A 24765-nucleotide genomic window follows, 5' to 3' on the forward strand; every position below is an offset into this window, starting at 1 on the left:
TTTCGCAATTATATTAGTTATTAAATATTTATTTATCTGTCTTTAGTCTGAAATTTTTATTAATTAATATGGCATTTGTTTGTGTGGTGAACTGTAATTTTTTTTAACGAACCGCAGAGGCGCAGAGGTCGCAGAGGTGGAGAATGAAGAGATGGAGATTTTTATATTTAACAAAACGATACATTTACAATCTTTATCTGCACTCTCTCTTGGGGTATATATTAGGTAAGGAAGTAGTATGGGTATGGGGATATGGTGACACTAAATATTGATGATTTTCAGGAAGTTGATAAATTTCGGAGTTTACAATTAACTTTACGCGATCGCTGGAAAACTAGCGAGTTATTCGATAATAGTGAAGCGGATATTTTAATTATTCCTTCTTTGAGTATAGATCAGCGGGAATTACTCAAGGTGGAAGGCTGTGAGCATTATGAGGAAAGGTTACTTTTTTCGTTAATGCGGTTACGAAATCCCCGCACTAGGTTGATTTATGTGACTTCAATGCCGCTTCATCCTAGCATTATTGACTATTATCTGCAATTACTTCCGGGTATTCCTTTTTCTCATGCTCGTCATCGGTTATTATTACTTTCTACTTATGATTCTTCTTTAAAACCTCTGAGTCAAAAAATATTGGAACGTCCTCGCTTATTAGAAAGAATTCACAAGGCTTTGCGGTTAGATAAGGCTTTTATGGTCTGTTATAATTCTACTTTTTGGGAATCGGAATTATCTCTAAAGTTGGGTGTACCTCTATATGCTGCTGCACCAGATTTACAAATTTGGGGAACAAAAAGCGGCAGCAGACAAATTTTCAAAGAAAGTGATGTCCCCCTTCCCGACGGTAGTGAGTTAGTCAGAAATACCAACGATCTAGCCAATGCTGCGGCTGATTTGTGGGAACGTCAACCCACATTACAAAGAATGGTAATTAAGTTGAATGAAGGGTTTTCAGGAGAGGGAAATGCACTCTTAGATCTAAGACAAATAATGGATTTTGCACCGGGAAAAGCTGATCATATTCACAGGGTAGCAGCTATTAGCGATCGCTTTCTAAATTTACGCTTTCAATCTTTACAAGAAACTTGGGCAAATTTTTCCCAACGCATTCCCGAATTAGGGGCAATTGTTGAAGCTTTTATCGAAGGAGAAATCAAAAATTCTCCCAGTGTTCAAGGCAGAATTACACCCAATGGAGAAGTAGAAATTATTTCTACCCATGACCAAATTTTAGGGGGTCCAGACGGGCAAATTTATATAGGTTGTCGTTTTCCTGCGGATGCAAATTATCGCTGTGAGTTACAGGAATTAGGTTTAAGAGTTGGCAAAAAATTAGCAGAGAAAGGAGCTTTGGAAAGATTTGCAGTTGACTTTGTGACTGTTGATAAAGGTGATGGTAAATGGGATATTCAAGCCATTGAAATTAACCTTCGTAAAGGGGGAACAACTCACCCATTTATGACTTTAAAATTCCTCACTAATGGTCGTTATGATTTATCCACGGGTTTATTTTATAGTCAACAAGGTAGACCAAAATATTATATTGCCACAGACAATTTGCAAAAAGCTAGTTATCAGGGATTATTACCTAATGATTTAATGGATATTATCGCCCACCATAGACTACATTTTGATAGTGGCACGGAAACAGGTACGGTATTTCATCTTATGGGTTGCCTTTCCCAGTTTGGTAAATTAGGATTAACAAGTATTGGTGATTCTCCCCAGGAAGCCCAAGACATTTATCACAAAGTTATTGAAGTTCTTGATCAAGAAACTAGCAGCGATTATACTAATCGTGCTATGTTTTCTGATGACAATTTTCCTCTAACTGGAGATGGATATAGTTGTTAAAATTTTGAGGGTGCTATGTTACAAATATCAAAAATGTATAAGCAACTGAACTTACCTAAGTATTCTATAATTTTATTATGGTTTTTATTATCACTGATGGGAGTGCTAATGTTGTTGGGAACGTTCCCACCTACTAACACTAATAATCCCTTAGAAACAAGCAATACCGTAGTATTACATGATCAACAAAAACAATATAAATTAGGGAAATATCTGGAAATTTTCCAAGATCCAACCCAACAGTTAACAATAGCAGATGTTAGTCAACAGCCACAAAAATTTACCCCCAGTCATACAGATATCCCGAATATGGGCTTCTCTAAATCTGCAATTTGGGCTAAGGTAAAGTTACAAAATCATAGCACTGTCACCTCAGAATGGTATCTTCAAGGCGCACCTAATAATGTGGATCAGGTGGAATTATATATTCCTCAAGGAAATACCTGGATTAAAAAACAAATTGGTCGCTTACTGCCTTTTTCTAATCGTGAACTGTCAGATCGTAAGCTTATATTTATCCTCCCTTTAGCTGTAGATGAAGAAAAGACTATTTATTTGCGATATACCAGTCAGGGAACTATAGCCATTGATGTCATTCTCTGGACACCTCTTGCTTACTATAAAAGTAGTTCTACCCAGCAACTATTACTGGGTGGATTTTATGGGATTTTATTGAGTTTTGTAATCATAAATTTACTGCTGGTTTGCTTATTAAAAGATGTCGTTTACCAATACTACGTTCTTTTCCTAATTGGTCTGACTGGTCAGTTTTTTATCAGATATGGTTTGGCCTTCCAATATCTATGGCCAGAATTTCCTGGATATAACATTCCTGTTTTATTAATATTTCTATGCATTATTCTAGTAGGCTGTTCCAGCTTCTTTATCTCATTTTTGCAAGTGCGTGTTTATAGTCATCAACTCTACAAACTCATGAATTGGTTTCGCTGGACTAGTGTGGGATATACTTTATTTAATTGGTATTTTCCTGTTCGTAATAGCATCATTATTATTATGTTGTTGTTGATAATTATGTCTATAGTGATGATTTATGCTAGTTTCTACATCTGGTCTAAAGGTTTTACTCCGGCTCGATTTGCTATTTTAGCATTTAGCTGCTTTTTATTAGGTATAGCTATGTTGTGTGCTACCTACCTTGGTTGGTTATCTGTCAATCCATTGACTGAAGCATTTATTCGTCTTGAAGTAATTGGCTTATTATTTTTTTTAGCCATAGCTTTAAGCGATCATATTAATTTACTGAAAAAAGAACGCAACAAACTAGCATCAGAACAACAAAAACTAGCCATGATAGTGGAAAATAGTTCAGAATTTATTACTATTACTAATCTTAATGGAGAAACAATTTTTATGAATGATGCGGCGAAGAAAATGATCGGTTTAATTGGTGAAAATTATGATTCAGAAGTAAATATATTAGATTATCTTTGTCCAGAGGAGCGAAATTTATTTGAATCACAGATTTTGCCAACTGTATTAGAAATAGGAAGTTGGGAAGGAGAATTAAAATTTTGTAACTTGAAAACAGGAACAATCATTTATAGTATCGCTTATTTTTTATTAATCAAGGATCAGCTAACAGCAAAAACCACTAGTTTAGCATCTATTATTAGGGATATATCTCCAATTAAACAAGCTAAAAATGAGATAATTGAGGCACTAAAAAAACAAAAGGCTATTAGCGAAATGAAATCGCGCTTTATGACAATGTCATCCCATGAGTTTCGCACACCTCTAACCATTATCTCCTCATCTACAAGCATTTTACAAAACTTTGGCGATCGCCTCACTTCAGAAAATAAACAGGGACACCTAGAGACTATCCAAGAAACTATTACTCGGATGATTCAACTTCTAGACGATGTCCTCACTATCAACCGCACCGAAGCTGAAAAAATAGAATTTAACCCAGAATTAAGTGATATAATTGCTTTCTGTCATGATCTCAAAGAGAAAATAGAAACTACTTGTCAGCACCATACCATTGACTTTTCTTGGAACTTAGGCGCAGGAGTTGCAGACAGTTCTCTAATTGTTAATTTTGATCAAAAACTCTTGCATCAGATTCTCACTAATTTACTGACTAATGCCATTAAATACTCACCTGGAAAAACTTTAGTTGATTTTAATTTAACAAAAGAAAATGACCAACTGATCTTTAAAATCACCGATAGTGGCATCGGTATTCCTGAAAAAGATCAGGTTAATTTATTTACATCTTTTTATAGAGCCTCTAACGTCGGTTCGATTTCTGGCACAGGTTTGGGATTATCCATAGTGAAAAAATGTGTAGATTTGCACAAAGGCAAAATTATCTTAGATAGTCAAGTAGGACAAGGAACAACATTTACAGTAATTATTCCCTGGGAACAGTAAAAACTTATTTACCGCTTAATTATACTCCAATGATTAACATTAACGCTAACAATACAAATACACTATACTAATCATGTGTTAACATTAAACATGGGTTGAGCATTCTGGAAAATAGTTAATAACTTGATTTTAAATGCTCCAAAGCCGATAATTAGTAGTTGTGAGAATTGATTGATTTTTATATTTTAATCTTTAAAAGCCTTAATGGACGGTTGCTTCTCGGTTCACTGCATAAATCCCCATTGTCAACGTCCCTATCCTCAACCCTGGGGAAACAAATTCTGTAACAGTTGTGGCGCACCGCTGCATCTGTTAAATCGCTATTTCTCTCTTAAACCTCTCGGTGCGGGGGGATTTGCCCAAATTTACACAATTTGGGATGAAAAGACACAGACAGAAAAAGTGCTGAAGGTGCTGGTAGAAACCTCACCCAAGGCGCTGGAATTATTCAAGCAAGAAGCGGAAGTTTTAAGTAGTTTCCGTAACTCTGGCGTACCAACAGTTGATGCTGACGGATATTTTCAAATTAATTTGGTTAACCCTAAACCCCATCAATTACCATGTTTGGTGATGGAAAAAATCAATGGCTACACTTTAGAGGAAGTATTAACAAATTCTCCTCAAGGTTGTTCCGAAGATTTGGTAATAGGTTGGTTTATTCAAGCTGTACAGATTTTACAGGAATTACATCAACGCCAAATTATTCACCGAGATATAAAACCTTCTAATTTAATGTTGCGTACTTCTACACCCGCAACCCCTGGGAAGGATGATAAATTGGTGCTAATTGATTTTGGCGGAGCTAAACAATTTAGTGGTTCAGTTTTGCGATCGCATCCCACATCTACACGCTTGTACTCCTCCGGTTATAGTCCTTACGAACAAATTCGCGGTGGTAATGTTGGCCCAGCCGCAGATTTTTATGCTTTAGGACGGACTATAATTCAACTACTAACAGGTAAGTATCCGCCAGACTTAGAAGATAGTCTGACAGGTAAATTACGCTGGCGTAATTACCGACAGATTAAATCAGATTTAGCGGATTTAATTGATGAGATGGTACAGGATGATCCGAAATTTCGTCCAGCGGATGCAGCTATTATTCATAAGCGATTAATCAAGATTGCTTCTTTACGTCCACACAAGGGGTTATTGATCAGCGCAGGTCATTGTGTTGTAACATCAATTACTGATATTACTCAATTCATAAGTAATACTACTGTATTTATAATTGAGGGAATATATAAATTTTTATTAGCTTGTTTGGCGACTATTTGGGTGATGATTCTGACAAGTATCTGCGCGGGAATCGGGACTATAATTGGTTTTGTCCTGGCTTACCATACCAGTTTAGGCGCTCGCTGGTTAGAATTACTAGCCTATCCATTACCAACATTAGTCCAAAAACAACCTTATATAGCCGCAGAAAGTATAGTTTATGGTTTTGCAGGTTTGGGAACAGGTTGGGGATTAACCTTATCAGGCTGTTTTGGACAAAAGCGGCGGTTTCTGATCACAGCTTTAATGGGCTTAATTGGCTACAGTTTAGGCTGGATAGCTTGTCAATTCATCACCACTCCAAATCCGGCGGAAAGCTTAGTCACATGGATTTTAATCTCACTTCCCCTCTTAACCCTCGGCTTAGGTCTTCGCAGTCATCAAATCGCTTATGCTGTCATTGCAGGTTTAGGAAGCGCCAACCTCATAGCCATTCTTGTGCGGTTAGGATTGGGACTGCTTTTATTCCATTTTTCCAGTCAACCACAAGGGCTTGATGTATTTTCACCCATAGGTTTTTTTAGTTTAGTGAGTATCTTAATTAGTTTTTCCTTGAGTATAAGCTATTACCTAGTTGTCCCTTGCTTACGCTGGCTAGGTTGGCGATAACAATTAAAAATTCGGTATTAGTAACAATACCTTGTCCATTCTCTGTAGGTTGGGTTAAGTGACAGCGCAACCCAGCGCTCATGTTGGATTTCATGCTGATTGCTTGGCCTTCACGCAGTGTCCCGCAGGGATACGTTTACGTTCCACAACCCAACCTTGTATCTTATGGATTATTTAACTTTTCAAGTCTTGCGTGTCTTTTTTGCTGATGCAAGCGGTAAATTTTTATTTATCTATTTTAGCTCAATATGTAAAATTGCCCCATCAAACTCAAGCTATGATTGAGGATGGCTATATTCACCAACTGTAAAATCAATGGACAGACGATCTTTTTTATTGGGTACAAGTACCTTAACACTTTCTCAATTGATCACAGGATGCGGAACAAACCAGCAACCTCCCTTAAATGTACAGCTATTAAAAAATTCTATTCCTGGTCAGGTAGTTAATCAGTTTCGGAAAACTGTAACTCAAGGGGGAAAATTGAAATTTACCCCAGTGAATCAGCTTCAGGAGTTATTTAAATTATTACAGACTTGGCAACAACCGCCAACTAATAATCAGCAAGAATTGACTCGTTATTTACCATTTAATCAAAATCAAAAATCACCGACTGCTAATTTAGTTACCTTGGGAGATTATTGGTTACAAGCAGCAATTGATCAAAAACTAATTCAACCATTAGCAACAACAAATATCAAAAATTTAGCTAACTTAAATGAAAAATGGCAACAACTAATTAAGCGTGATCAAGAAGGTAAAATTTGGGGTGTTCCTTATCGGTGGGGGAATACAGTAATTATTTATAATCAAGAAAAGTTTCAACAATTAGGTTGGAAACCAACAGATTGGAGTGATTTATGGCGGAGTGAATTACAAAATCGGATTTCTTTACTTAATCATCCCAGAGAAGTAATTGGTTTAGTTTTGAAGAAATTAGGAAAATCTTATAACACGGAAAATATCAAGCAAATTTCTGCACTAAAACCAGAATTACAAGCATTAAATCAACAAGTCAAATTCTATGATTCTCAAAACTATCTAGAACCATTAATTACTGGGGATACTTGGTTAGCAGTTGGTTGGTCTCATGATATTATTCCGGTAATCAGTCGTTATCAAAAATTTGCCGCAGTTGTTCCCCAATCAGGAACAGCAATTTGGACTGATTTATGGGTAAGTCCTACAGGTGTTAGTAATGATGGTTTAGCATATCAATGGTTAGATTTTTGTTTACAACCCAATACCTCTAAACAAATTGCCTTACTAACTAAAAGCAATTCTCCTGTGGACAATGCTATGGTCCTGGGGGATATTCAGAAACAGTTACAGAATTTATTATTAACTGATGCTGAAATTCTGGCCAAAAGTGAATTTATACTCCCCTTACCTCCAGCAGTTATGAAAGAGTATGAAGATTTATTCATCAAGATCAAACAATCATAATTTTGGCAAGAAGAACGGAATCCAACTTTGCTTTTGATGATTCATTCTTGAGGATAATTGCTGATTTTGTCTCTTTGGACTCTAATCCATAACTGCTGACTTTTGTGAAATTTTAAGTTCAGTAAAGATGTTTGTAATCAATAGGGCTTACGGACTGGTGGAGTTTTGGAAAATAGCCTGGTTTTGAAACCAATCCTTTCCTATCTGAATAGTAATATCTGAACCGATATTACCAGTGCTTTCTACGCGTACTTCCCCAAATCCCAAGAGACTACGGACTGATTCGGCACTATCTCCATCTCCTTGTTGTGCCACAATGTGAGTTATATCCAGGGGTTGTCCCCAGGGTTTGGAGACAAAGATATTTTTATATCCAGCTTTTTCCAATGTTCTAATTAGGGGACGCAATTGAGAGCGATTGTTCCCTGTACTATCCTGAATAGCTACACGCAGATGACTAGGTTCAGCAAACGATATTTCTGCCGTCTTCGCTTCTAAACCAAAATGCTGCGTCATTACTTTCGCAATATTCCGCCCATCTGGAACCCAGTAGCTGGCATCAAACTCATGATTGTCGCTAAAGCGTCCAGGTAGCATTAACATTTGCATATTCGAGCGATTGATTTTTGAGCCAAAACCAACCAGCGCTACTAATTCCTCAACAGATAAGTTAGTATCAATATTTTCCTTAACAACATTGAGAATGTCTGGTAATTTCGTGATGGTTGTCGGGTTCAGAGTCTGTTCAATTAAGGACCGCAACACCATTTGCTGGCGCTGAATTCGACCAATATCTCCCAGTTCATCATGACGATAGCGGAGTAATTGCAATGCCTGTTCACCATTGAGATGTTGTTGACCCGCTTTTAAATTAATGTATAAATGCTGGGAATCATCCCGATATTTCATATCTTTGGGAACATAAATATTCACTCCCCCCAAAGCTTCAATTAGCTTACTAACGCCCAAAACATTAATGCGAATATAGCGATCAATTCCTACTCCACCTAAAAGATTACTAACGGTTTTCGCCGTTAACGCTGGTCCACCCTCTGCATTAGCCGCATTAATTTTTTTCACTCCATACCCTTCAATTTCTGCACGGGTATCTCTAGGCACAGAAAGCATGACTATTTTTTTTGTCTCTGGATCAAATTTGATCAACAGCATGACATCAGAAAGACCGTCAAAAGAATTAATTTGGGGTAAATAACTCAGATTTTTGCTGTCAGAAGGGGGGTTTTGGACATCTGGAGGCAGTACGCTCATCCCCATTAGCAGGATATTAACAGGACGAGTTAGTTGGGAAAATTGTAACCCATTGCCAGAAATACTATCCCCATCAAATACCGCTTCCTCCTGGGGACTGAGTTGAGCTTGTTGCAAAGGCGTACTTTCCCAAGAAACCGCCAACAACGCCCCTGCAAGTCCAGATACTAGGGCAATCCCACCCATACCCACCGCAAACCATAGCCACCGTCCTAATTTTGATGGGCGGGAATTTTGCCCTTTCCCCTTATATTTAGCTTTTGCGGCTCTTTGTTGTGCTGCTGATGTTTTTTGACTAGTCACAGACTTCCTCTCACCTACGATTTTAAATAAAGTAAATTTGCCGACTCAATACATCCCCAACAAATCAGACTATAATAGCTAACTTCTCATCAAATTTGCTATAATAAACCTCCGAATATACAACAGAATTCACAAACCAGGGGTTAGGGGTGAAAGCCTTTTTATTAATCTTGAGATTTTGATTTGAAATTTATACTTCCGGCAATCTGTAACGGGCTGCGATAATTTCTATGATTTTCCGATTTGCTATTTAATACTTATGCCATAGTCGCTCTGCCAAGTTGCTAAATCCTGGTAAATGGGAAGATTTGCCTTGAATGACCCGGAAAATCAAGCAAACACTGACTAAAAAGTAACCAGAAGTCAGAAAACTATTGAGAATTAACAAGCGCAGTGTCAAAAAATCTGTTGCTGCTCCAGTAGTTAACAATAAATAACCTAACATCCAGATAAAGGCCAAGGTAATAGATAAACGGCTGGCAGTAACTTGTTGCCGGCTACCCTGACGCTGGTAGAGAGTCCACAGCGAGGGAAAAAAGCCGATAATGGGAATCAAATATAAAATAAGTTGTGTTTTTGAGATATCTGTATCTTTTGCTGGCAAGTTATCCATAGTGGTTGATGTGATCATAAACTAGAGATGGTGAATAATAGTCATTAAGTTAGAGATAATAACCTAAGTTGTTAATTAGGTAGGGGCAACTAACAATTTAAATTACCGATGACCAACTTCCATGGGATTAATACTTTGTCAAGAAGAAATTAATTTAGTTCTATAGTGTAATTACCTAAAAATGCAAACACGTAAGCTACTCAATTGGTGGCAAACATTGACACCTATAGCGAGATACTTAGCGATCGCGCTACTTGCACCATTATTAGTTCTCAATGGTTGGGCTATTGCCGCAATTTTCAATTATTTTCACTCCCTGATCGTTATTTTAGTCGGAGCTTCGGTAATAGCATTTTTACTCAACTATCCCGTAAGTTGGATGGAAAATCACGGAGCAAAACGAGAGCAAGTAGCCATCCTCGTATTTTTGTTAGCATTATCCATTTTATTAGCTCTAGGTGTCACCCTGTTTCCTCTCGCCCTGACTCAAGCCCAACAACTGGTGGCGCGTTTACCAGACTTAATTGATTCAGGACGTTCACAATTAATGATACTCAATGGCAAGGCAGAAAGTGTAGGTTTACCCATTAACTTAGATGCTTTAGCTGCACAAATCAATGATCGCGTCAAAGGACAATTACAGTCCATAGCTGGACAGGTGCTAAATCTAGCCGTGATCACTGTTACCAGTTTGTTGGATTTCCTACTAACAATGGTATTAACGTTTTATTTATTACAGCATGGCGGTGAACTTTGGCAAAGTTTAGTAGAATGGCTACCTTCTAAATTTCGCGCTCCCTTTTCCAAAACAGTCCGTTTAAGCTTTCAAAACTTTTTTATCACCCAATTAATTTTATCAACCTGCATGGCTTCCGCGCTGATTCCTACCTTTTTATGGCTGAAAGTTCCCTTTGGTCTATTATTTGGGTTAACTATTGGAGTCATGGCACTTATCCCCTTTGGCGGTTCTGTGGGTATCGCTTTGACAACTTCTTTGGTTTCACTCCAAGATGTTTCTATGGGGGTGAGGGTCTTAATAGCTGCCGTAATCGTGCAGCAAATTCTCGAAAATCTGATTGCACCCCGAATTTTAGGCAGTTTTACGGGTTTAAACCCCGTTTGGATTTTAATTTCTGTCTTAACTGGAGCGAGAATTGGCGGACTTTTAGGAGTAATCGTGGCTGTCCCCTGCGCTGTGGTTATTAAAAGCATCATCAGTGCTATTCGCCCCTCAGCACTGAGTCTTGATCCAGAAGACTCTTCTCTGGATGATATAGCCACACCTATGACACCAGAAGCATCTCCAAAAGTAGAAACCAATAATTCCTTGAGTGTTTCATAAGACCTCGCGGTAAGTGGGAAACGAGCGTGTCTTTAGACTTTCTGGTAAAAAGCCTAGTTCTGTATTGGGTAGATAAGATCTAGTAAAAACGTTATTGCTGTTATCTATCGAGGAATAAGCAAACGCACCTAATAGCATAACACTAGCGGCTGCTAAAACATAACGTCTGCCCAAACTTACCCCATAACGTCGTTGCAGAAAATTGGTTGTGATAGAATTCATAATTATTTCCTCAATTACTCCAGATTTTCGGGTGTCTATTGCAAAAGACGTTGCTAATCTACTAATTGTTCACTATCTCATCCACAGATTCATAAATCCTCAATCGTTACAGTTTTGGTAACAACTGTTCCCTGTTCCCTGTAGATAAACATCAATTATTCTTACTCACAAATACAAACCCCCGCGTCTTGGCTGCTGTTGAATCAACAGTATTCATTGCCTTCCATAAATCTGCTGTTTTCACCCAAACAGGTGGATATTTATAGCGCGAAACATCCATAATTAAAAATCTATCTGTTAACTCGTTATATGCAGCTAAAGGCGAAATATGTCCACCTCGTTCTTGACCAATTTCCTGACGTAAATAGTTAATAATAATAAAATTTCCTGGTTGCTTTACATTCTCTGCTGCTAACTTGCGAAACTCTGCTAAATTTATCCCACCAGCATGATACACCTTAACTTGCACATCATAACTTTCCAATAATCCTCCTAACTGATCTAAAGTCATACCTTGACGGGCAACAACTTCAGAATTTACGACTTTTCTAGTTTTTTCATTACTGAAAAAGTTATCTTGGGTAAATACTCGAAATGGTTTATATTGTGGTGCTTCTGGTGCAGGAATTTTCAAGCTATTTAGCACCATCACCATACTAGCAACTCCACAATATGCCTGATTAATTTGGGTGACAAATTGTGTACTTAATGGGAAAAAATCACTTTTTGATTTACTAGCAATTAATAATGTTTCACCTTCAGGAGTATCAAAACCAATCAAGTTAGGGGAAAGTGATAATGTTTGAGCAAAAACATTTCCTTTCGCTAAACAAATGCCTAAAATTATAACTCTAATTGATGTTTTGATAGGATTGATTGCTGCCAATTTCATAGTTTATTTTCAGCCTAATTTAAGTTGTTTGAAGGGAAAAACCCAGGTGCGATTGTATATTATTGTTAAATCAAAATCCCCGCAATTCCCGCAGTGATAAAACCCGCTAATAATCCACCAATCATAGTTCTTACACCCATACGGGCTAAGTCTTGTTGGCGGTTGGGTGCTATTCCTGTCATCCCCCCAATAGTAATGCCAATTGAGCCAATATTAGCAAAATTACACAAAGCGTAAGTGGCAATAATTGCTGAACGTTGAGAAATTTCTTGTTTCTTAATCATTTCTCCTAAATCCAAATAGGCGATAAATTCATTAAGAATCGTCTTTTTACCTAATAATGCCCCAACTTGTCCACAGTCGGCCCAAGGTATACCCATCAACCAAGCGACGGGAAACATAACAAAAGATAACATCCATTCTAAGGACAATTGCGGATAACTTACCAAACTCCCCAACCAACTTAAACTGGCATTGACAGCGGCTAATAAACTCAAAAAAGCAATTATTATGACTCCAACATTAACCGCTAATTTTACGCCATCAATTGCCCCAGAAGTCGCAGCATCAAGAACATTAACATAATTACTTTTGATCTCTATATTCACTGTTCCAGTAGTTTCCGATACTTCTGTTTCTGGATACATGATTTTAGATACTATTAGAGAAACAGGGGAAGTCATGAAAAAAGCCGCAATTAAATGTTCTGGCGGAATTCCAAAGGACAAATAAGCACCTAGTACACCCCCGGCAATGGTAGCAAAACCACCAGTCATGACGGCGTGCAATTCAGATTTTGTCATGTTTGCTAGGTAAGGTTTGACCATGAGTGCTGCTTCTGTTGGTCCCAAGAAGATATTTCCCGCACAGGACAAAGATTCAGAACCTGATGTTTTCATGGTTTTCATCATCAACCATGCTAGGGCATTGACAACTCTTTGCAAAATGCCATAGTAATAAAGAATACTGATAAATGATGAGAAAAAGATAATTGTGGGGAGAATTTCAAAAGCAAACAGATGATCTTTGAAGTTTTCACCAAAGACGAATTTTGCACCAACATCAGAAAAAGCTAAAAAGTTACCAACGATATTTCCCAAGGATTTAAATAAGTTCAAACCCCAAGGGGTCTTGAGAATGACTATAGCCAAAATAAATTCTAACCCCAATCCCCAGGCGACTGTCCGCCAACGCACAGCTTGACGACTCACGGACAGGACGTAGCATATACTGATGAAAACACAAATGCCTAAAAATGAAATAGTGCGTTCCATATTCAATGTTTCCATATTTTTTGCAAATAAGCTTCAGAATAACTTAATTTCCGATCATTAAGTGCCGAATTAGCTGATTTAGGCGGTATTTATCACCAAAATGCTGCTAGTGCAAGGGAAGAAAAACAGGATATTTGCTGGCTTAATTAATCTTAAATATAAAGAAATAATTAAAAGTATACAAAACTTAAATAAATTGTTATTACAGAACTATGCAAATGGGAATAAAGAGTGTATATTGGTTTCAACTTCAGTATACCGAAAGATTTATAGTCTACCAATTATGAGATACCTCTGGTTCACAACAAAATGAACTGGGGGTATCTGTGTTTTGGGAACTGTAGAGACGTTCCATGGAACATCTCTACAAGGGTTTCAAACCACGCACGTTTAATTCTCACCAGATGTCTATTGATAATCATAAGTAATGAATTATACATTACCCAATATCATGCTTATCTCTCCAGCTTGTTTCTGTAAATCTAAATCTTGATAGATTTGCAAACTCTGAGTTAAAAACTGATGAGCAATAACTTGATTATCAGGCTGTTTTTGCTTTAATAGCTTGCTGTGCAATTTGCAAACCAATCAAAACCTACAACTTCAGCATAGCCAATGTTATATCTATCTAGGGCTGTTTGGGTATCTATCCAAATAACAGTATGTGTATTTCCTAATTTTTGTTCTAATCGTCGCAGTTCAGTAGTTTTACCGCCACCTCGATGACCCGCCAGTAAAAATTTTGCTGGATCATCTACCACTTCTTCTAACATACCTCTAAGATACAAGGTTGGGTTGTGGAACGTAAACGTATCCCTGCGGGACACTGCGTGAACGCCAAGCAATCAGCATGAAATCCAACATGAGCGCTGGGTTGCGCTGTCACTTAACCCAACCTGCAAAAAATGGCTAAGGTATTGAAACAAGATGAAAAGTTAAATAATCCATAAGTATATCGAAGATCCTCAGTAAAGTGAATAACATAGAGACAATATTTTTTGGTGCAGGTATTAAATGGAATCTTTAGAAAAACAAATTCTCACATTGAGCCAGAAAGTTGATGCTATCTATGAAGTGATTGAAAGGCTTGATATGCGGCTATCTCAAGCTTTGTCAGATTCATCTTTAGATAAGTTACCAGTCATAGAACATTATCTAGAAAAGAAACAGCCAGTGCCTGAGTTAAAAGAATTGAAGCATAAAGATATTTTGTCAGATGGTATTGTAGAAATGAATTATCAGACGACAGATAAACAAATAACACCAGAAATCCAAATTCAACGGCTAACAGCTCAGTTAACCGCTGCATATCATCGGATTGCTGCTTTGGAAGAACAGTTACTCAGACAGAGAGCTTATTAATTGCGGCTAATTTCTTCAAGTTGGGCTTCAATAGCTGCTAATAATTGATTTTGTTGCCAATTTTGACTTAAAGAGGCAGCGATACAAGCCGCACCAGCACCAATACCTTCTTTGACAAAACCCCGTTCATAAGCTTGAAGTTGAGGATATCGAGAATTAGCAAAACTCAATTGTGTAGCTAACAAGGGAGGGATGCTATTTTTGTGTAAACTTTGGGCTAAATCAACTGTTGCACCTGTGGGATCTTCTGCTACCCAACGGGTTGTGCCGATGACAATTTCTGCGGGTTGCCAAGATAAAGAATATGTGTAAGCGATCGCTTGAATTAAAGCATAAACTGCTAACATTTGTGTACCTCCACCCAATAATACCCCACAACTCCGACTCGCGGCGATCGCCATTCCTGCTACTACCACCTGCATAGGATCACCTACTGCGGCCACCAGTTCTAAAGGATCAACTGACGGGGGCATTTTTGCCAATCCCGCTTGCACCAAATCCCATTTCTGTCCGTGATTACACACAGGATGGCTACTATTAACTTTACCAACAGCATCAATGCCCAAACCAGTTAAAATTGCCAAGGCTGTTGTTGTGCCACCGACAACGCACTCGCTGAGAATTAAATACCCATGAGAACTTAATTCAGAACTTAATTGATCACCCCAACGCAATCCTTGTGCTAATAAATGTTTGACAGTATCTATATCCATAGCTGCACCCTGACTTAAACACTTCGCCGGCGCACCACCCAAATCAATTAATGGTACAGGTGGAGTATGGGGTAATCCCGCATTAAACAAGTACACAGGGATATTTAAATTAGCCACCACCGCCCGCGAAATCAGCACAGGAGAAGCCCCGGAAGTCAAAGGAGGGAGAGGGTACTTGGGTTGATGTTCAGCACCGTAATAGAGAAATTCTCCATCAGCACAAGCTGTATATTGGCGATCCTGTGGAGTCAACCCAGCGGCAGAAATACCAGGAATTAAACCCGTTTCTGTAAATCCCAAAATACAGGCAAATATCGGTAATTTACCCCGATAACGATGAAGCCATGCTTTGCCCTGGGGAACTTGTGTGTAAATATTAATCATATCTAAACTGTGATTTTTCTGATTTTTCTGATTTTCCTGATTAATTAATCATCTTTATCAAATTAATCAAAAAAATCATAGTTATGACTTTTACAATTAATCATCTTCATCAAATTAATCAAAAAAATCATAGTTAGGACTACTCATAATCCATCAACACTTGCAACCAATGAGGTGGACGGGGAATGGGATTTCCTAAGCGATCCAAAAGTAACAAAGCAGTAAGATGGACTATAAACAAGTAAATAAAATTATTAAGAACAATGAAAGCGATCGCTCCTAATTGAATTAATAATAAATTGGGAGTCATTAACAATTCCAACTTTAAAAAAATCCATTCAATAATTTCTGTCACTTGGTTAATCACATAAACCCACAAATCTTCCCCCGATAGCACAGACAAAAACCACAGCCGAAAAAACACCCCCATAGTCCCCAATAACGTCCCTAAAGTCATCGAAACAATCCAGGGGACACGACGATACCAAGTCACCCCCAATAGCACACCCATCAAGCCAAAAGGCATGACAAATAACAAACTGCGGAATGGACCCATCAACACAGACAACAGCAACCCAGAAGTCACTGCTGCCATCCAAGCTGCCCGTTTACCCCAACGTAAATAAACCAAAGCAATAGGGATAGGAAAAAATACCCGCAATACAGGACCCAAAGGAAAATAAAAATTAATAAACCAAATTAAACTCGCCGTACTTGCTAAAAAAGCCGTTTCCACCATCCTCAAGGTACTCTCAACTTTAAGAGGTTGGTACTGTAATTGAATTTGGGGAAGAGATTCAGGAGATGAATCTTTCTCTGGTTCTTCTGGGAGCAAATCAACAATACTCATGCAGGCAACTAAATTAAACGATGGTTTTTTCCAAAGCTGACCAATCGGGAATATGAATTCTATCTTATACTAAACACGGGTGAGATTTAAACTTTTGCCAAATGACAAAGAACCCAGATGTGTAGGGGTTTAGCAGTGCTAAACCCCTACGTTTAGAATCAAACAATCAAGCCGTTTTGAGTATAATCTCTCACAATCAAACCCTTTTTTTCTAATTTTCTCAGCACTCTTGTCACAGTTTCCCGTGCCAATCCGCTTAAACTACTTAACTCGCGGTGGGGTAAATTAGGAATTTCCGTGCCTGTATTCTCTTGTTTGCTTTGCCCCTCTGCCAAAAATAGCAACGTATCCGCCACCCGTGACTGACTATCTGATTCCCGTAACTGCAATTTTCTGTTAACTTGTCGCAACCCATTAAATTACAACCACCTTTAATAGAGATTGTCTGAGATTACACCAACTATGTTATAAAAATTTCAGAGGGAACAGGAAAAACTCATGTTTAAGTTCCCTGTTCCCAGTTAAGAGTTCCCTGTTCCCTTGTCATAACGACAATTTTTAACGCCAACCTACTTAGAAGTATTATTTGATTTTCCTGTATCCCTCACGAGAGTGCATGAATAACACCACGCAATCGCGTAGACTGCGCTCTGCGCTTAAAAACTACCTAAACCTGAATCTTCTAAAATTTTGTACATTTTTAACTAAGGTAATTTAACGTGACTTCCCATATTGATGAAATTCACCAACTAATTGCAGATATTGATCACTTACTGTCTCACACAGCTAAAGGCATTTCTAAGTTCCTGTCTAACCAAGGACAACAGGAAAAAGACGTTTTACAACGAGTGCATAACTTCTTGGTGCGACTGAGTGAGGAGGAAGTATCAAAAGATGATGTCCTACCGGAAACTACAAACCCACTTCCCACACCAAAATTTTCATCTCTCTTGACACAATTTAACCAAGAGGTTAATGTTCCATCTGTATTTGAGTCTGGTTCGCATCAACCAGAGCTTAGTAGTATTGAAACAGGACAAATCAAACAAGAATTGATGGTCTTAATTCAGCCTTTACAAGCGGAATTATCCAGGCTGTTAGCAGAAAGAGCCGATTTGATTCAGGAAATTAGGCAACTAGAGCAAAAGCGACTGCAAAACCATTCATTAAGTCAGCAGTTAGCGAACCAAGACGAAATGATTTCTGAATTTTTAGAAGTCCTCATGGGTCGTTTAGTGCCACATCTAAAATCAAATTCTGCGGTAATAATTAACCCTGATTTACAGAATTTAGAAGCAATTACTTCTGCCATTCAACCTATTTTAGAATCAGCAGAACGGGTAGAACAGTTGGCAAATTTGGCTCGGAATTTAGATCAACACTTACTGTCTCTAGATGGAACTGTTAATACTATTTTTGAAGCCCTAGAACGGAATATTAACGCCTATTATCAATCCTTATCCCAAGCATTAGCTAAAATGCACAATGAGGGGATGCAAGGTGAACAATTGATGGCGAAGTTTCTCAATAATTTGACTCAATATTTACAACAACAAGTCTTGATTAATGAGTCTTCTATTTCTGATGTCAACACTGAAATAGTTTCGGCATCACCATTATTAACTGAGTCCTCTGTTGTTGAACAATTAACACCTTCAGAAAATGTATCTACAGAACTTCCGACTGCGGCATCACCATTATTAGCTGAGTCCACGGTTGTTGAACAATTAACACCTTCAGAAGATGTACTTGTAGAACTTCCTGCTGCGGAAATATTGCCAATTGATCTGGATACAGAGTTGTTACAAGAGCCAACACAATCTGCAAAAGATTTACAATTAACAAATACTGATGAAGTAGCTGAACTTTATGCCAGTTTCTTTAATACTGAAATTTCTTCACCGCTAAGTTTCTCATTTTCTCCTGATATTTTGCTGAAGGAAGATGAAAGTTTATCCATTGCTTCTGAAGTGGTTAATCATGATTTATCAGCATTAGAAATTAACAGTTCGATAGTTTCTAGTCTAGCTGACAGCACTACGTTAGCAGAACCAAATTCTGTGGATACAATTACAGTTCTGACTGATTTGTTAGTAGATACGACTCATGAACAAGTACCAATAACAGTTATCAATCAATCAGATAATTCCCACATAGAACCGGAAAATCAGGATGTAGCTTTAGATAACTGTCAGGAAGTAGATTTAAGTTTGACAACTCAGACATATATAGAAGCAGAAAAAGAAGATTTTTCTCAAGCTTTAATTACCAGTGAGCAAACTCCAATTACCAGTCCTCAACCCTCAATTCCCAATGATGAAAATAATCATCTTGTCCCAGAGGATAATTTAAATACGACTTGGTATTTAGGAATTGATATTGGCACGACAGGAATTTCTGCGGCTTTATTAAATCACTCTAAATTGGTAGTTTATCCAATTTATTGGTCAGCAGAAAATCAAAGTGGTGATGCTTCTTTTCAGCAATCATTCCGGTTACCAGCAGAAGTTTATTTACCGACAAATTCAACTTCTCATCAGGTGAAAAATGGACAATCAGAATCTTCCCCTCATCTTTATTCAGCACAGTTAAAGCCTTATTTACAAATAGCAGTTCCCTACCAGCAAGAACGACAAAAATGGGAACCAATGCTGCAATTAAATGAGTTTTCCGCAGGTCCATTGATTTGGGTAGTGCGATCGCTCTCTAAGCTACTATCAACTCTCAGAGCTAGTCAAACTAGTACCACACCAGCTTTAATTGCTAATGCTGTGGGAATGAATATACCAACTTTTTCCAAGGTAATTAAGAATATCGCTGGTGTCATCTGTACTTGTCCTTCCAGTTGGACAGAACAATATCGCTTTAATGTTCGAGAAGCGATTGTGACTAGCGAACTTATCTCTCATCCTCAACAAGTCTTTTTTGTGGAAGAAGCGATCGCCAGTTTACTGCCAGAATTAGACAGTGCCAATGGTCAATCTATCCAAATCAGCGAAAAGCAGGGTTTACGGGCTTTAAAAACTAGCAATTATCTCCTGGTAGGTAACACTTTAGCAATTAATATTGGGGCAACCCTAGTAGAAATGACCTTGGTAGATATACCAGCAAATCTGGAAGAATTGGTACATAAAAACTTCATGCTCCACAATTTTGCCTACTCTGGCAAAGGCATTGAACAGGATATTATTTGTCAGTTACTATTACCACCAAAATCCCGCCAACTTCGCCAACCTGGGCAATTTCATCATGAAGAAGCGAATGCTAATCCTTGGCATTGGCAACCCTCAATTCCCGGTTTAGACCAAATGCAATTCTCTAATTTGGGTTTAGAAGGACTGGTACTACCCAAAGTTGGAGAACCAGATACACAAGCACGGATTCGTCTCCAGCAACGTCTAGAAAGTTCTCTCCTGGGACAAGCCTTATTAGATGCAGCATTGGCATTAAAGTTAATTTTACAGCACCAAGAAACCTTTACCCTAGAATTCGCCGACCAACGTTGGGTATTACAGCGCCGAGATTTGGAAAGTCAAGTCTTTGTTCCCTTTGTCCGTCGTCTCAATCGAGAGCTTAACAAATTATTAGTAGCCCGTGGTATTCCCACCGAAGCTATTAATCAAGCTGTCCTCAGCGGTGGTGTGGCTTCCGTCGGCACTATTAACCGTTGGTTACGGCAAAAATTGCCTAATGCCAAAATTATTCAGGACTTATACCTTGGTGAAAACGGCGCTCCTAATTGCAGTCGAGTTGCATTAGGTTTAACTATGTTACCGTTGCATCCCCAAGTTTTAGACATACCTAAACAACAATACACAGATTATTTCCTATTCTCTGAATTGCTAAAACTATTGCCCAACCGTTCTTTAACCTTTGGTGAAGTCTTGCAATTATTTGAAAGTCGTGGTATCAATACCCGTATCTGTCAACAGCGGTTATTGGCTTTCTTGGAAGGTGAACTACCACCAGGCTTAATTCCTGCGGCTTCAGATTACCTTTGGCTGACCCATCACTCCCAGGAAAATCTCGACTACAAAGCAATTGATTCCCTCAAAGCAGGCATAAACTCTCCACCACTATTTGAAAAACAAGGCAATCTCTCCTATCGTCCCAATTTACAACAAGTCCAGTTATTACTACGTTATTTAGATGCCATTAAATCTAGTACCGTGCAATCCCTAGAAGAACCATATAGTTACCTTTTACATAGTCAAGTATAGGGCAGAGGAGCAGGGGGCAGGGGGGATTTTACTTTTTCTTTTTTTCCTCCTGACAACTGACCTTTTGGGAACGTTAGATACAATTAGAGCATCTCTAAATGGAGGACTCAATGGCAAAACATCAGGATCTTCTTTCTTCCTAGAGAAGACATATAATAGGGTTTTCAGGCTTTTGGGTGGGATCATGGAAATGAGTAGCAAAGTAAAAATAAAAATAAACTAACTTTAGTGCGTATATTCAGTTTCTAGAGATGATAATATCATCACAACCCGACGCTCATGTTGGGTAACATACGTCAACCCAACCTACAAATCAAGACTTTTTTCGATTTGGACAAGGTATTGATATAACTGAAACTGGTTATTGGTGCATAAATCTCACAATTTGTCTAGTTGCTGGCATTAATAAAATTATTGACGGGAGGAGTGATCATGAAATTATTAGTTCGTTGGAGCTTAACATTGGGTTTGGCTGGCAGTACATTTTTGGGGGTGGTACTTGTCCCTCATATCCCAGCATTGGCATTACCAGAACAAGAAATAAAGGCTAAATTAGACGGAGTGCCTGTCTATTTAGTTACTAATGGTAAAGGTATACCTTTAAGCCGTTCCCTATCTAATAATCAAAATGGTCAAAAAGATGGGGATTCGTTGACAAGAGTTTATATGAGTCGTCAAGAGGCTCAAGAGTTTATTAAGAAGTTACAACAGGTCAAGGACAAAAATCCCAAACTAGATGAAGTTGTGAAAACTCTGCAAGTAACAGCAGTACCGCTGGGAAGTATTTATCAGCAAATTCGAGAAACCAAAAATCAGCCTAATCGCCTTATATTTGATTTTAAACCTGTAGATCGAGATATTCAGGGAGCCTTAGACTTGCTGCGGCAAAGTGGTCAAAAGGTAGATAAATTTTCGGGTTTACCTGTATTTGCAGTAAGATTTGGTGCTGATAAGGGTTATGTGCCAATTCAAACCGCAGCCGAAAAACAGCAACTCATTCCTCTATTTTTAAGTAAACAAGATGCACAAGGTTTATTAACCCAAGTGAAGCCGAAATATCGGACAGCGGACATTCAAGTTATAGCTGTAGATGAAGTAATTAAAACTTTACAAAGTAAAAATGATGACTGGTTAAAACAAGTTTTGTTAGTTCCATCTCCGGAGTCAAGGGAATATATGATGTCAAGGGAATATATAAAGACTCTACCGAATAATAAACCTTCGCAAAAGTAAAGTTTACGTATGGTAGAACAACAGCTACAGGTAGTTTCTGGATTAGAACTTTGGCAATGGCGAAAAACCGCAATTCAAACAGCTATAGCCTCGGACATATCCCCAATGGAGGTAGATTGGCTATTATTAACAATAGCTAATTTAGACCGCTTGGCACTGCGTTTGGAGTCTTTCAAAACATGGCAGCAAATCCCCATAAAATTGTCCTTAACAGAATTAGAGCAATTGTGGCAAAGGCGATTAGATGACCGTTTACCGGTTCAGTATATTGCAGGGACGACAGCTTGGCGGAAGTTTCAACTCACAGTTTCCCCTGCGGTCTTAATTCCCAGACCAGAAACAGAAATATTGATTGATTTGGCCGTAACTGCTGCTAACGGTGAAGCCAAAGCAGGTCAATGGGTGGACCTGGGAACGGGTAGTGGGGCGATCGCCCTAGGATTAGCTGAAGCATTCACAACCGCCACTATTCATGCTGTAGATATCAGTCCAGCCGCTTTAGCCATTGCTCAAACCAACGCTGAAGATTTAGGTTTTCGGGAACGGATTCAATTTTATCAAGGTTCTTGGTGGCAACCCCTAGAATCCCTCAAAGGTCAGTTTAGCGGCATGATATCAAATCCGCCCTATATCCCCAGTAATACCGTACTGACCTTACAACCAGAAGTAGTCAACCATGAACCTCATTTAGCCTTAGATGGTGGTGCAGATGGTTTAGACTATATTCGTCATTTAATTGATATTTCCCCTAATTATTTGCGTCCTGGTGGGCTGTGGTTAATTGAAATGATGGCAGGACAGGCAGAAATGGTGCGGGAATTGTTGGAAAATAATGGTAATTATATCAATATTTCCATTCATGCTGATTTAGCCGGAATTAAACGTTTTGCAGTGGCTTGTAATTGCAAATAAAAAATATTCTATGGCAACCACCTATTTCTCCTCCTTGCATTCCTCTTTGCGACTTTGCGTGAGACAAAAAAAGATTTTGGAAAAAAGAATATTTTGCCATTAAATAGGAGGATTCCAGATAAACACCCCATAAAATTCTCACTGCCTACAACACCTTACACTGCCCATAATGCCTTAATAAATGATCACATAAAACCAAAGCCACCATAGCATCAACCATTGGCACAGCGCGGGGTAAAACACAAGGATCATGTCTTCCCTTCCCAGATAAAAGAGTTTCTTCACCTTCCTTAGTTACGGTTTTTTGTTCCTTTCTAATAGTAGCCGTCGGCTTAAAAGCCACTCGGATAATAATATTTTCACCGTTGGAAATTCCCCCTTGAATTCCGCCCGAACGGTTAGTTACTGTTCTAATTTCGCCACTTTCATCAATATAAAATTCGTCGTTATGTTCAAAACCTGTTAACAAAGTTCCGTCAAAACCAGAACCGATTTCAAAACCTTTACTTGCTGGTAATGACATTACCGCTTTTGCTAAATCTGCTTCTAATTTATCAAAAACAGGTTCGCCTAAACCCTTGGGAACATTCCGCACCACACATTCAACCACACCACCGATGGAATTACCATCTCGACCGGTTTGTTCAATTAATGAAATCATGGTATTAGCAGTTTCGCCATCTGGACAACGGACAATATTGCTTTCGACATCTGCTAAACTGACGGTATTCGGATCAACAACACCTTCTAAATCCTTAATTCGCTTGACATAAGCAATAACTTCCACATTTGCCACTTGATGTAAAATCTTTTTAGCGATCGCCCCTGCGGCTACTCTACCTATTGTCTCACGCGCCGACGACCTACCACCACCTTGCCAATTTCTGAATCCATATTTAGCATCATAAGTAGCATCCGCATGAGAAGGGCGATATTTTTGCGCCATTTCATCATAATCTTGGGGACGAGTATTTTTATTTCTGACTAAAATGGCAATTGGTGTTCCCAGAGTTTTCCCCTCAAACACCCCAGATAAAATCTCACAGGTGTCCGCTTCTTTGCGAGGAGTCGTAATTTTACTTTGTCCTGGTCGTCTTCTATCTAACTCAAATTGAATTTCTTCGGCAGAAATTTCCAGTTGTGGGGGACAACCATCAATAATAACTCCCACACCGCCGCCGTGAGATTCGCCAAAAGTAGTAATACGGAAAAGATGACCAAAAGTGCTGCCCATGATATTCAGGAAATACAGACCGGAATATGTATTTTACATGGAGTTGGGCGATCCTGGGAAAAATCAAAAATTCCCCATGATAATCAGTTATCTTAAAGACTCTCACCTTGTCCCCTGTCACCTGTTAATAATTGAGTCTGGCAGATGAACTACCCCTGGCTAACTTCGTTTGAGCCAGGGGTTTCTACATCCCCTAGCGGAGCCTGAGATTTTTGACGCTTCGCACGACCCAGTTGCTTCATACTTCCAGCATTCTTGCGTTTGCTGGTGTTTGAAGTAGAGCTAGAATCATCCACGTCTGAGAGGCTAGTTCCTAACCCCTGTAGATTATTTGAGTACCAAAGTAGCATTACTT

General features: G+C 38.6%; 18 protein-coding genes and 2 pseudogenes. 9 read left to right on the forward strand and 11 right to left on the reverse strand.

Annotation, left to right across the window (positions count from 1 at the left end):
* Positions 1–252 precede the first annotated feature (252 nt).
* The 4 genes from FJR09_RS15950 to FJR09_RS15965 all read left to right on the forward strand — a co-directional run bounded on the left by FJR09_RS15950 (position 253) and on the right by FJR09_RS15965 (position 7587).
* Positions 253–1857, forward strand: coding sequence for a peptide ligase PGM1-related protein (locus FJR09_RS15950; RefSeq protein WP_168633853.1), 1605 nt, complete (start codon positions 253–255; stop codon positions 1855–1857).
* 33 nt (positions 1858–1890) lie between these two features.
* Positions 1891–4254 (forward strand): 7TM-DISM domain-containing protein, encoded by a 2364-nt coding sequence (locus FJR09_RS15955; RefSeq protein WP_168652837.1) that lies wholly within the window; start codon positions 1891–1893, stop codon positions 4252–4254.
* A 204-nt stretch (positions 4255–4458) separates the two neighbouring features.
* Positions 4459–6141, forward strand: a complete 1683-nt coding sequence (locus FJR09_RS15960; RefSeq protein WP_168652836.1) for a serine/threonine-protein kinase — start codon at positions 4459–4461, stop codon at positions 6139–6141.
* A 315-nt stretch (positions 6142–6456) separates the two neighbouring features.
* Positions 6457–7587: an extracellular solute-binding protein gene (locus FJR09_RS15965; protein ID WP_168652835.1), complete on the forward strand. Its 1131-nt coding sequence runs from the start codon at positions 6457–6459 to the stop codon at positions 7585–7587.
* A gap of 147 nt (positions 7588–7734) precedes the next feature.
* On the opposite strand, the gene FJR09_RS15970 is transcribed toward FJR09_RS15965, so the two are convergent.
* Entirely contained in the window at positions 7735–9159 is a 1425-nt protein-coding gene (locus FJR09_RS15970) for an LCP family protein (protein ID WP_168652204.1), read from the reverse strand.
* A gap of 250 nt (positions 9160–9409) precedes the next feature.
* Complete coding sequence (locus FJR09_RS15975) at positions 9410–9772, reverse strand: hypothetical protein (protein WP_174782878.1); 363 nt, start codon at positions 9770–9772, stop codon at positions 9410–9412.
* A gap of 181 nt (positions 9773–9953) precedes the next feature.
* On the opposite strand from FJR09_RS15975, the gene FJR09_RS15980 reads away from it, so the two are divergent.
* Positions 9954–11114 (forward strand): AI-2E family transporter, encoded by a 1161-nt coding sequence (locus tag FJR09_RS15980; RefSeq protein ID WP_015078540.1) that lies wholly within the window; start codon positions 9954–9956, stop codon positions 11112–11114.
* Here FJR09_RS15980 and FJR09_RS15985 read toward each other — a convergent pair.
* From FJR09_RS15985 to FJR09_RS16000, 4 genes are all read right to left on the reverse strand, one after another.
* The gene (locus FJR09_RS15985) at positions 11109–11336 is read right to left on the reverse strand and encodes a hypothetical protein (protein WP_015078539.1); all 228 of its coding nucleotides are present in this window, start codon (positions 11334–11336) and stop codon (positions 11109–11111) included. The two genes, FJR09_RS15980 and FJR09_RS15985, sit on opposite strands and share 6 nt — an antisense overlap.
* Before the next feature lie 151 nt (positions 11337–11487).
* Positions 11488–12228, reverse strand: coding sequence for a phytochelatin synthase family protein (locus FJR09_RS15990; RefSeq protein ID WP_015078538.1), 741 nt, complete (start codon positions 12226–12228; stop codon positions 11488–11490).
* Positions 12229–12293: 65 nt separating this feature from the next.
* Positions 12294–13502, reverse strand: coding sequence for a NupC/NupG family nucleoside CNT transporter (locus FJR09_RS15995; RefSeq protein ID WP_015078537.1), 1209 nt, complete (start codon positions 13500–13502; stop codon positions 12294–12296).
* Positions 13503–14059: 557 nt separating this feature from the next.
* Entirely contained in the window at positions 14060–14275 is a 216-nt protein-coding gene (locus FJR09_RS16000) for a hypothetical protein (RefSeq protein WP_041457601.1), read from the reverse strand.
* A 241-nt stretch (positions 14276–14516) separates the two neighbouring features.
* On the opposite strand from FJR09_RS16000, the gene FJR09_RS16005 reads away from it, so the two are divergent.
* On the forward strand, positions 14517–14864 hold the full coding sequence (locus FJR09_RS16005; RefSeq protein ID WP_015078535.1) for a hypothetical protein: 348 nt from the start codon (positions 14517–14519) through the stop codon (positions 14862–14864).
* Here the strand turns inward: FJR09_RS16005 and cobT are convergent.
* The 3 genes and pseudogenes from cobT to FJR09_RS16020 form a co-directional block, all read right to left on the reverse strand.
* Positions 14861–15961, reverse strand: a complete 1101-nt coding sequence (cobT, locus tag FJR09_RS16010) for a nicotinate mononucleotide-dependent phosphoribosyltransferase CobT (protein WP_168652833.1) — start codon at positions 15959–15961, stop codon at positions 14861–14863. The genes FJR09_RS16005 and cobT overlap by 4 nt on opposite strands.
* A 139-nt stretch (positions 15962–16100) precedes the next feature.
* Positions 16101–16811: a DUF2232 domain-containing protein gene (locus tag FJR09_RS16015; protein WP_041457600.1), complete on the reverse strand. Its 711-nt coding sequence runs from the start codon at positions 16809–16811 to the stop codon at positions 16101–16103.
* Between the two features lie 158 nt (positions 16812–16969).
* A pseudogene (locus FJR09_RS16020) lies at positions 16970–17221 on the reverse strand (helix-turn-helix domain-containing protein); the annotation flags it as partial.
* Between the two features lie 309 nt (positions 17222–17530).
* Between FJR09_RS16020 and FJR09_RS16025 the strand changes: the two are divergent.
* The 3 genes from FJR09_RS16025 to prmC all read left to right on the forward strand — a co-directional run bounded on the left by FJR09_RS16025 (position 17531) and on the right by prmC (position 23176).
* Positions 17531–21031, forward strand: a complete 3501-nt coding sequence (locus FJR09_RS16025) for a hypothetical protein (RefSeq protein WP_015078531.1) — start codon at positions 17531–17533, stop codon at positions 21029–21031.
* A gap of 432 nt (positions 21032–21463) precedes the next feature.
* Positions 21464–22264: a Tic22 family protein gene (locus tag FJR09_RS16030; RefSeq protein ID WP_168652198.1), complete on the forward strand. Its 801-nt coding sequence runs from the start codon at positions 21464–21466 to the stop codon at positions 22262–22264.
* A 9-nt stretch (positions 22265–22273) separates the two neighbouring features.
* Positions 22274–23176: a peptide chain release factor N(5)-glutamine methyltransferase gene (prmC, locus tag FJR09_RS16035; RefSeq protein ID WP_168652197.1), complete on the forward strand. Its 903-nt coding sequence runs from the start codon at positions 22274–22276 to the stop codon at positions 23174–23176.
* A 145-nt stretch (positions 23177–23321) separates the two neighbouring features.
* Here prmC and aroC read toward each other — a convergent pair whose 3' ends face one another.
* A complete protein-coding gene (gene aroC / locus FJR09_RS16040; RefSeq protein WP_015078528.1) occupies positions 23322–24410 on the reverse strand; it encodes a chorismate synthase in 1089 nt (362 codons plus the stop codon).
* Between the two features lie 149 nt (positions 24411–24559).
* Positions 24560–24765: pseudogene (locus FJR09_RS24760) on the reverse strand (RNA-guided endonuclease TnpB family protein); the annotation flags it as partial.

The organism is Dolichospermum sp. UHCC 0406 (assembly GCF_009712025.1).
In the GTDB taxonomy this organism is placed as follows: Bacteria; Cyanobacteriota; Cyanobacteriia; order Cyanobacteriales; family Nostocaceae; genus Dolichospermum; species Dolichospermum lemmermannii.

Bases quoted from the DNA above. Each gene is read 5' to 3' on its own strand.
- FJR09_RS15950 (WP_168633853.1), top strand. From the start codon at position 253: ATGGTGACACTAAATATTGATGATTTTCAGGAAGTTGATAAATTTCGG.
- FJR09_RS15955 (WP_168652837.1), top strand. From the start codon at position 1,891: ATGTATAAGCAACTGAACTTACCTAAGTATTCTATAATTTTATTATGG.
- FJR09_RS15960 (WP_168652836.1), top strand. From the start codon at position 4,459: ATGGACGGTTGCTTCTCGGTTCACTGCATAAATCCCCATTGTCAACGT.
- FJR09_RS15965 (WP_168652835.1), top strand. From the start codon at position 6,457: ATGGACAGACGATCTTTTTTATTGGGTACAAGTACCTTAACACTTTCT.
- FJR09_RS15975 (WP_174782878.1), bottom strand. From the start codon at position 9,772: ATGGATAACTTGCCAGCAAAAGATACAGATATCTCAAAAACACAACTT.
- FJR09_RS15980 (WP_015078540.1), top strand. From the start codon at position 9,954: ATGCAAACACGTAAGCTACTCAATTGGTGGCAAACATTGACACCTATA.
- FJR09_RS15985 (WP_015078539.1), bottom strand. From the start codon at position 11,336: ATGAATTCTATCACAACCAATTTTCTGCAACGACGTTATGGGGTAAGT.
- FJR09_RS15990 (WP_015078538.1), bottom strand. From the start codon at position 12,228: ATGAAATTGGCAGCAATCAATCCTATCAAAACATCAATTAGAGTTATA.
- FJR09_RS15995 (WP_015078537.1), bottom strand. From the start codon at position 13,502: ATGGAACGCACTATTTCATTTTTAGGCATTTGTGTTTTCATCAGTATA.
- FJR09_RS16000 (WP_041457601.1), bottom strand. From the start codon at position 14,275: ATGTTAGAAGAAGTGGTAGATGATCCAGCAAAATTTTTACTGGCGGGT.
- FJR09_RS16005 (WP_015078535.1), top strand. From the start codon at position 14,517: ATGGAATCTTTAGAAAAACAAATTCTCACATTGAGCCAGAAAGTTGAT.
- cobT (WP_168652833.1), bottom strand. From the start codon at position 15,961: ATGATTAATATTTACACACAAGTTCCCCAGGGCAAAGCATGGCTTCAT.
- FJR09_RS16015 (WP_041457600.1), bottom strand. From the start codon at position 16,811: ATGAGTATTGTTGATTTGCTCCCAGAAGAACCAGAGAAAGATTCATCT.
- FJR09_RS16030 (WP_168652198.1), top strand. From the start codon at position 21,464: ATGAAATTATTAGTTCGTTGGAGCTTAACATTGGGTTTGGCTGGCAGT.
- prmC (WP_168652197.1), top strand. From the start codon at position 22,274: ATGGTAGAACAACAGCTACAGGTAGTTTCTGGATTAGAACTTTGGCAA.
- aroC (WP_015078528.1), bottom strand. From the start codon at position 24,410: ATGGGCAGCACTTTTGGTCATCTTTTCCGTATTACTACTTTTGGCGAA.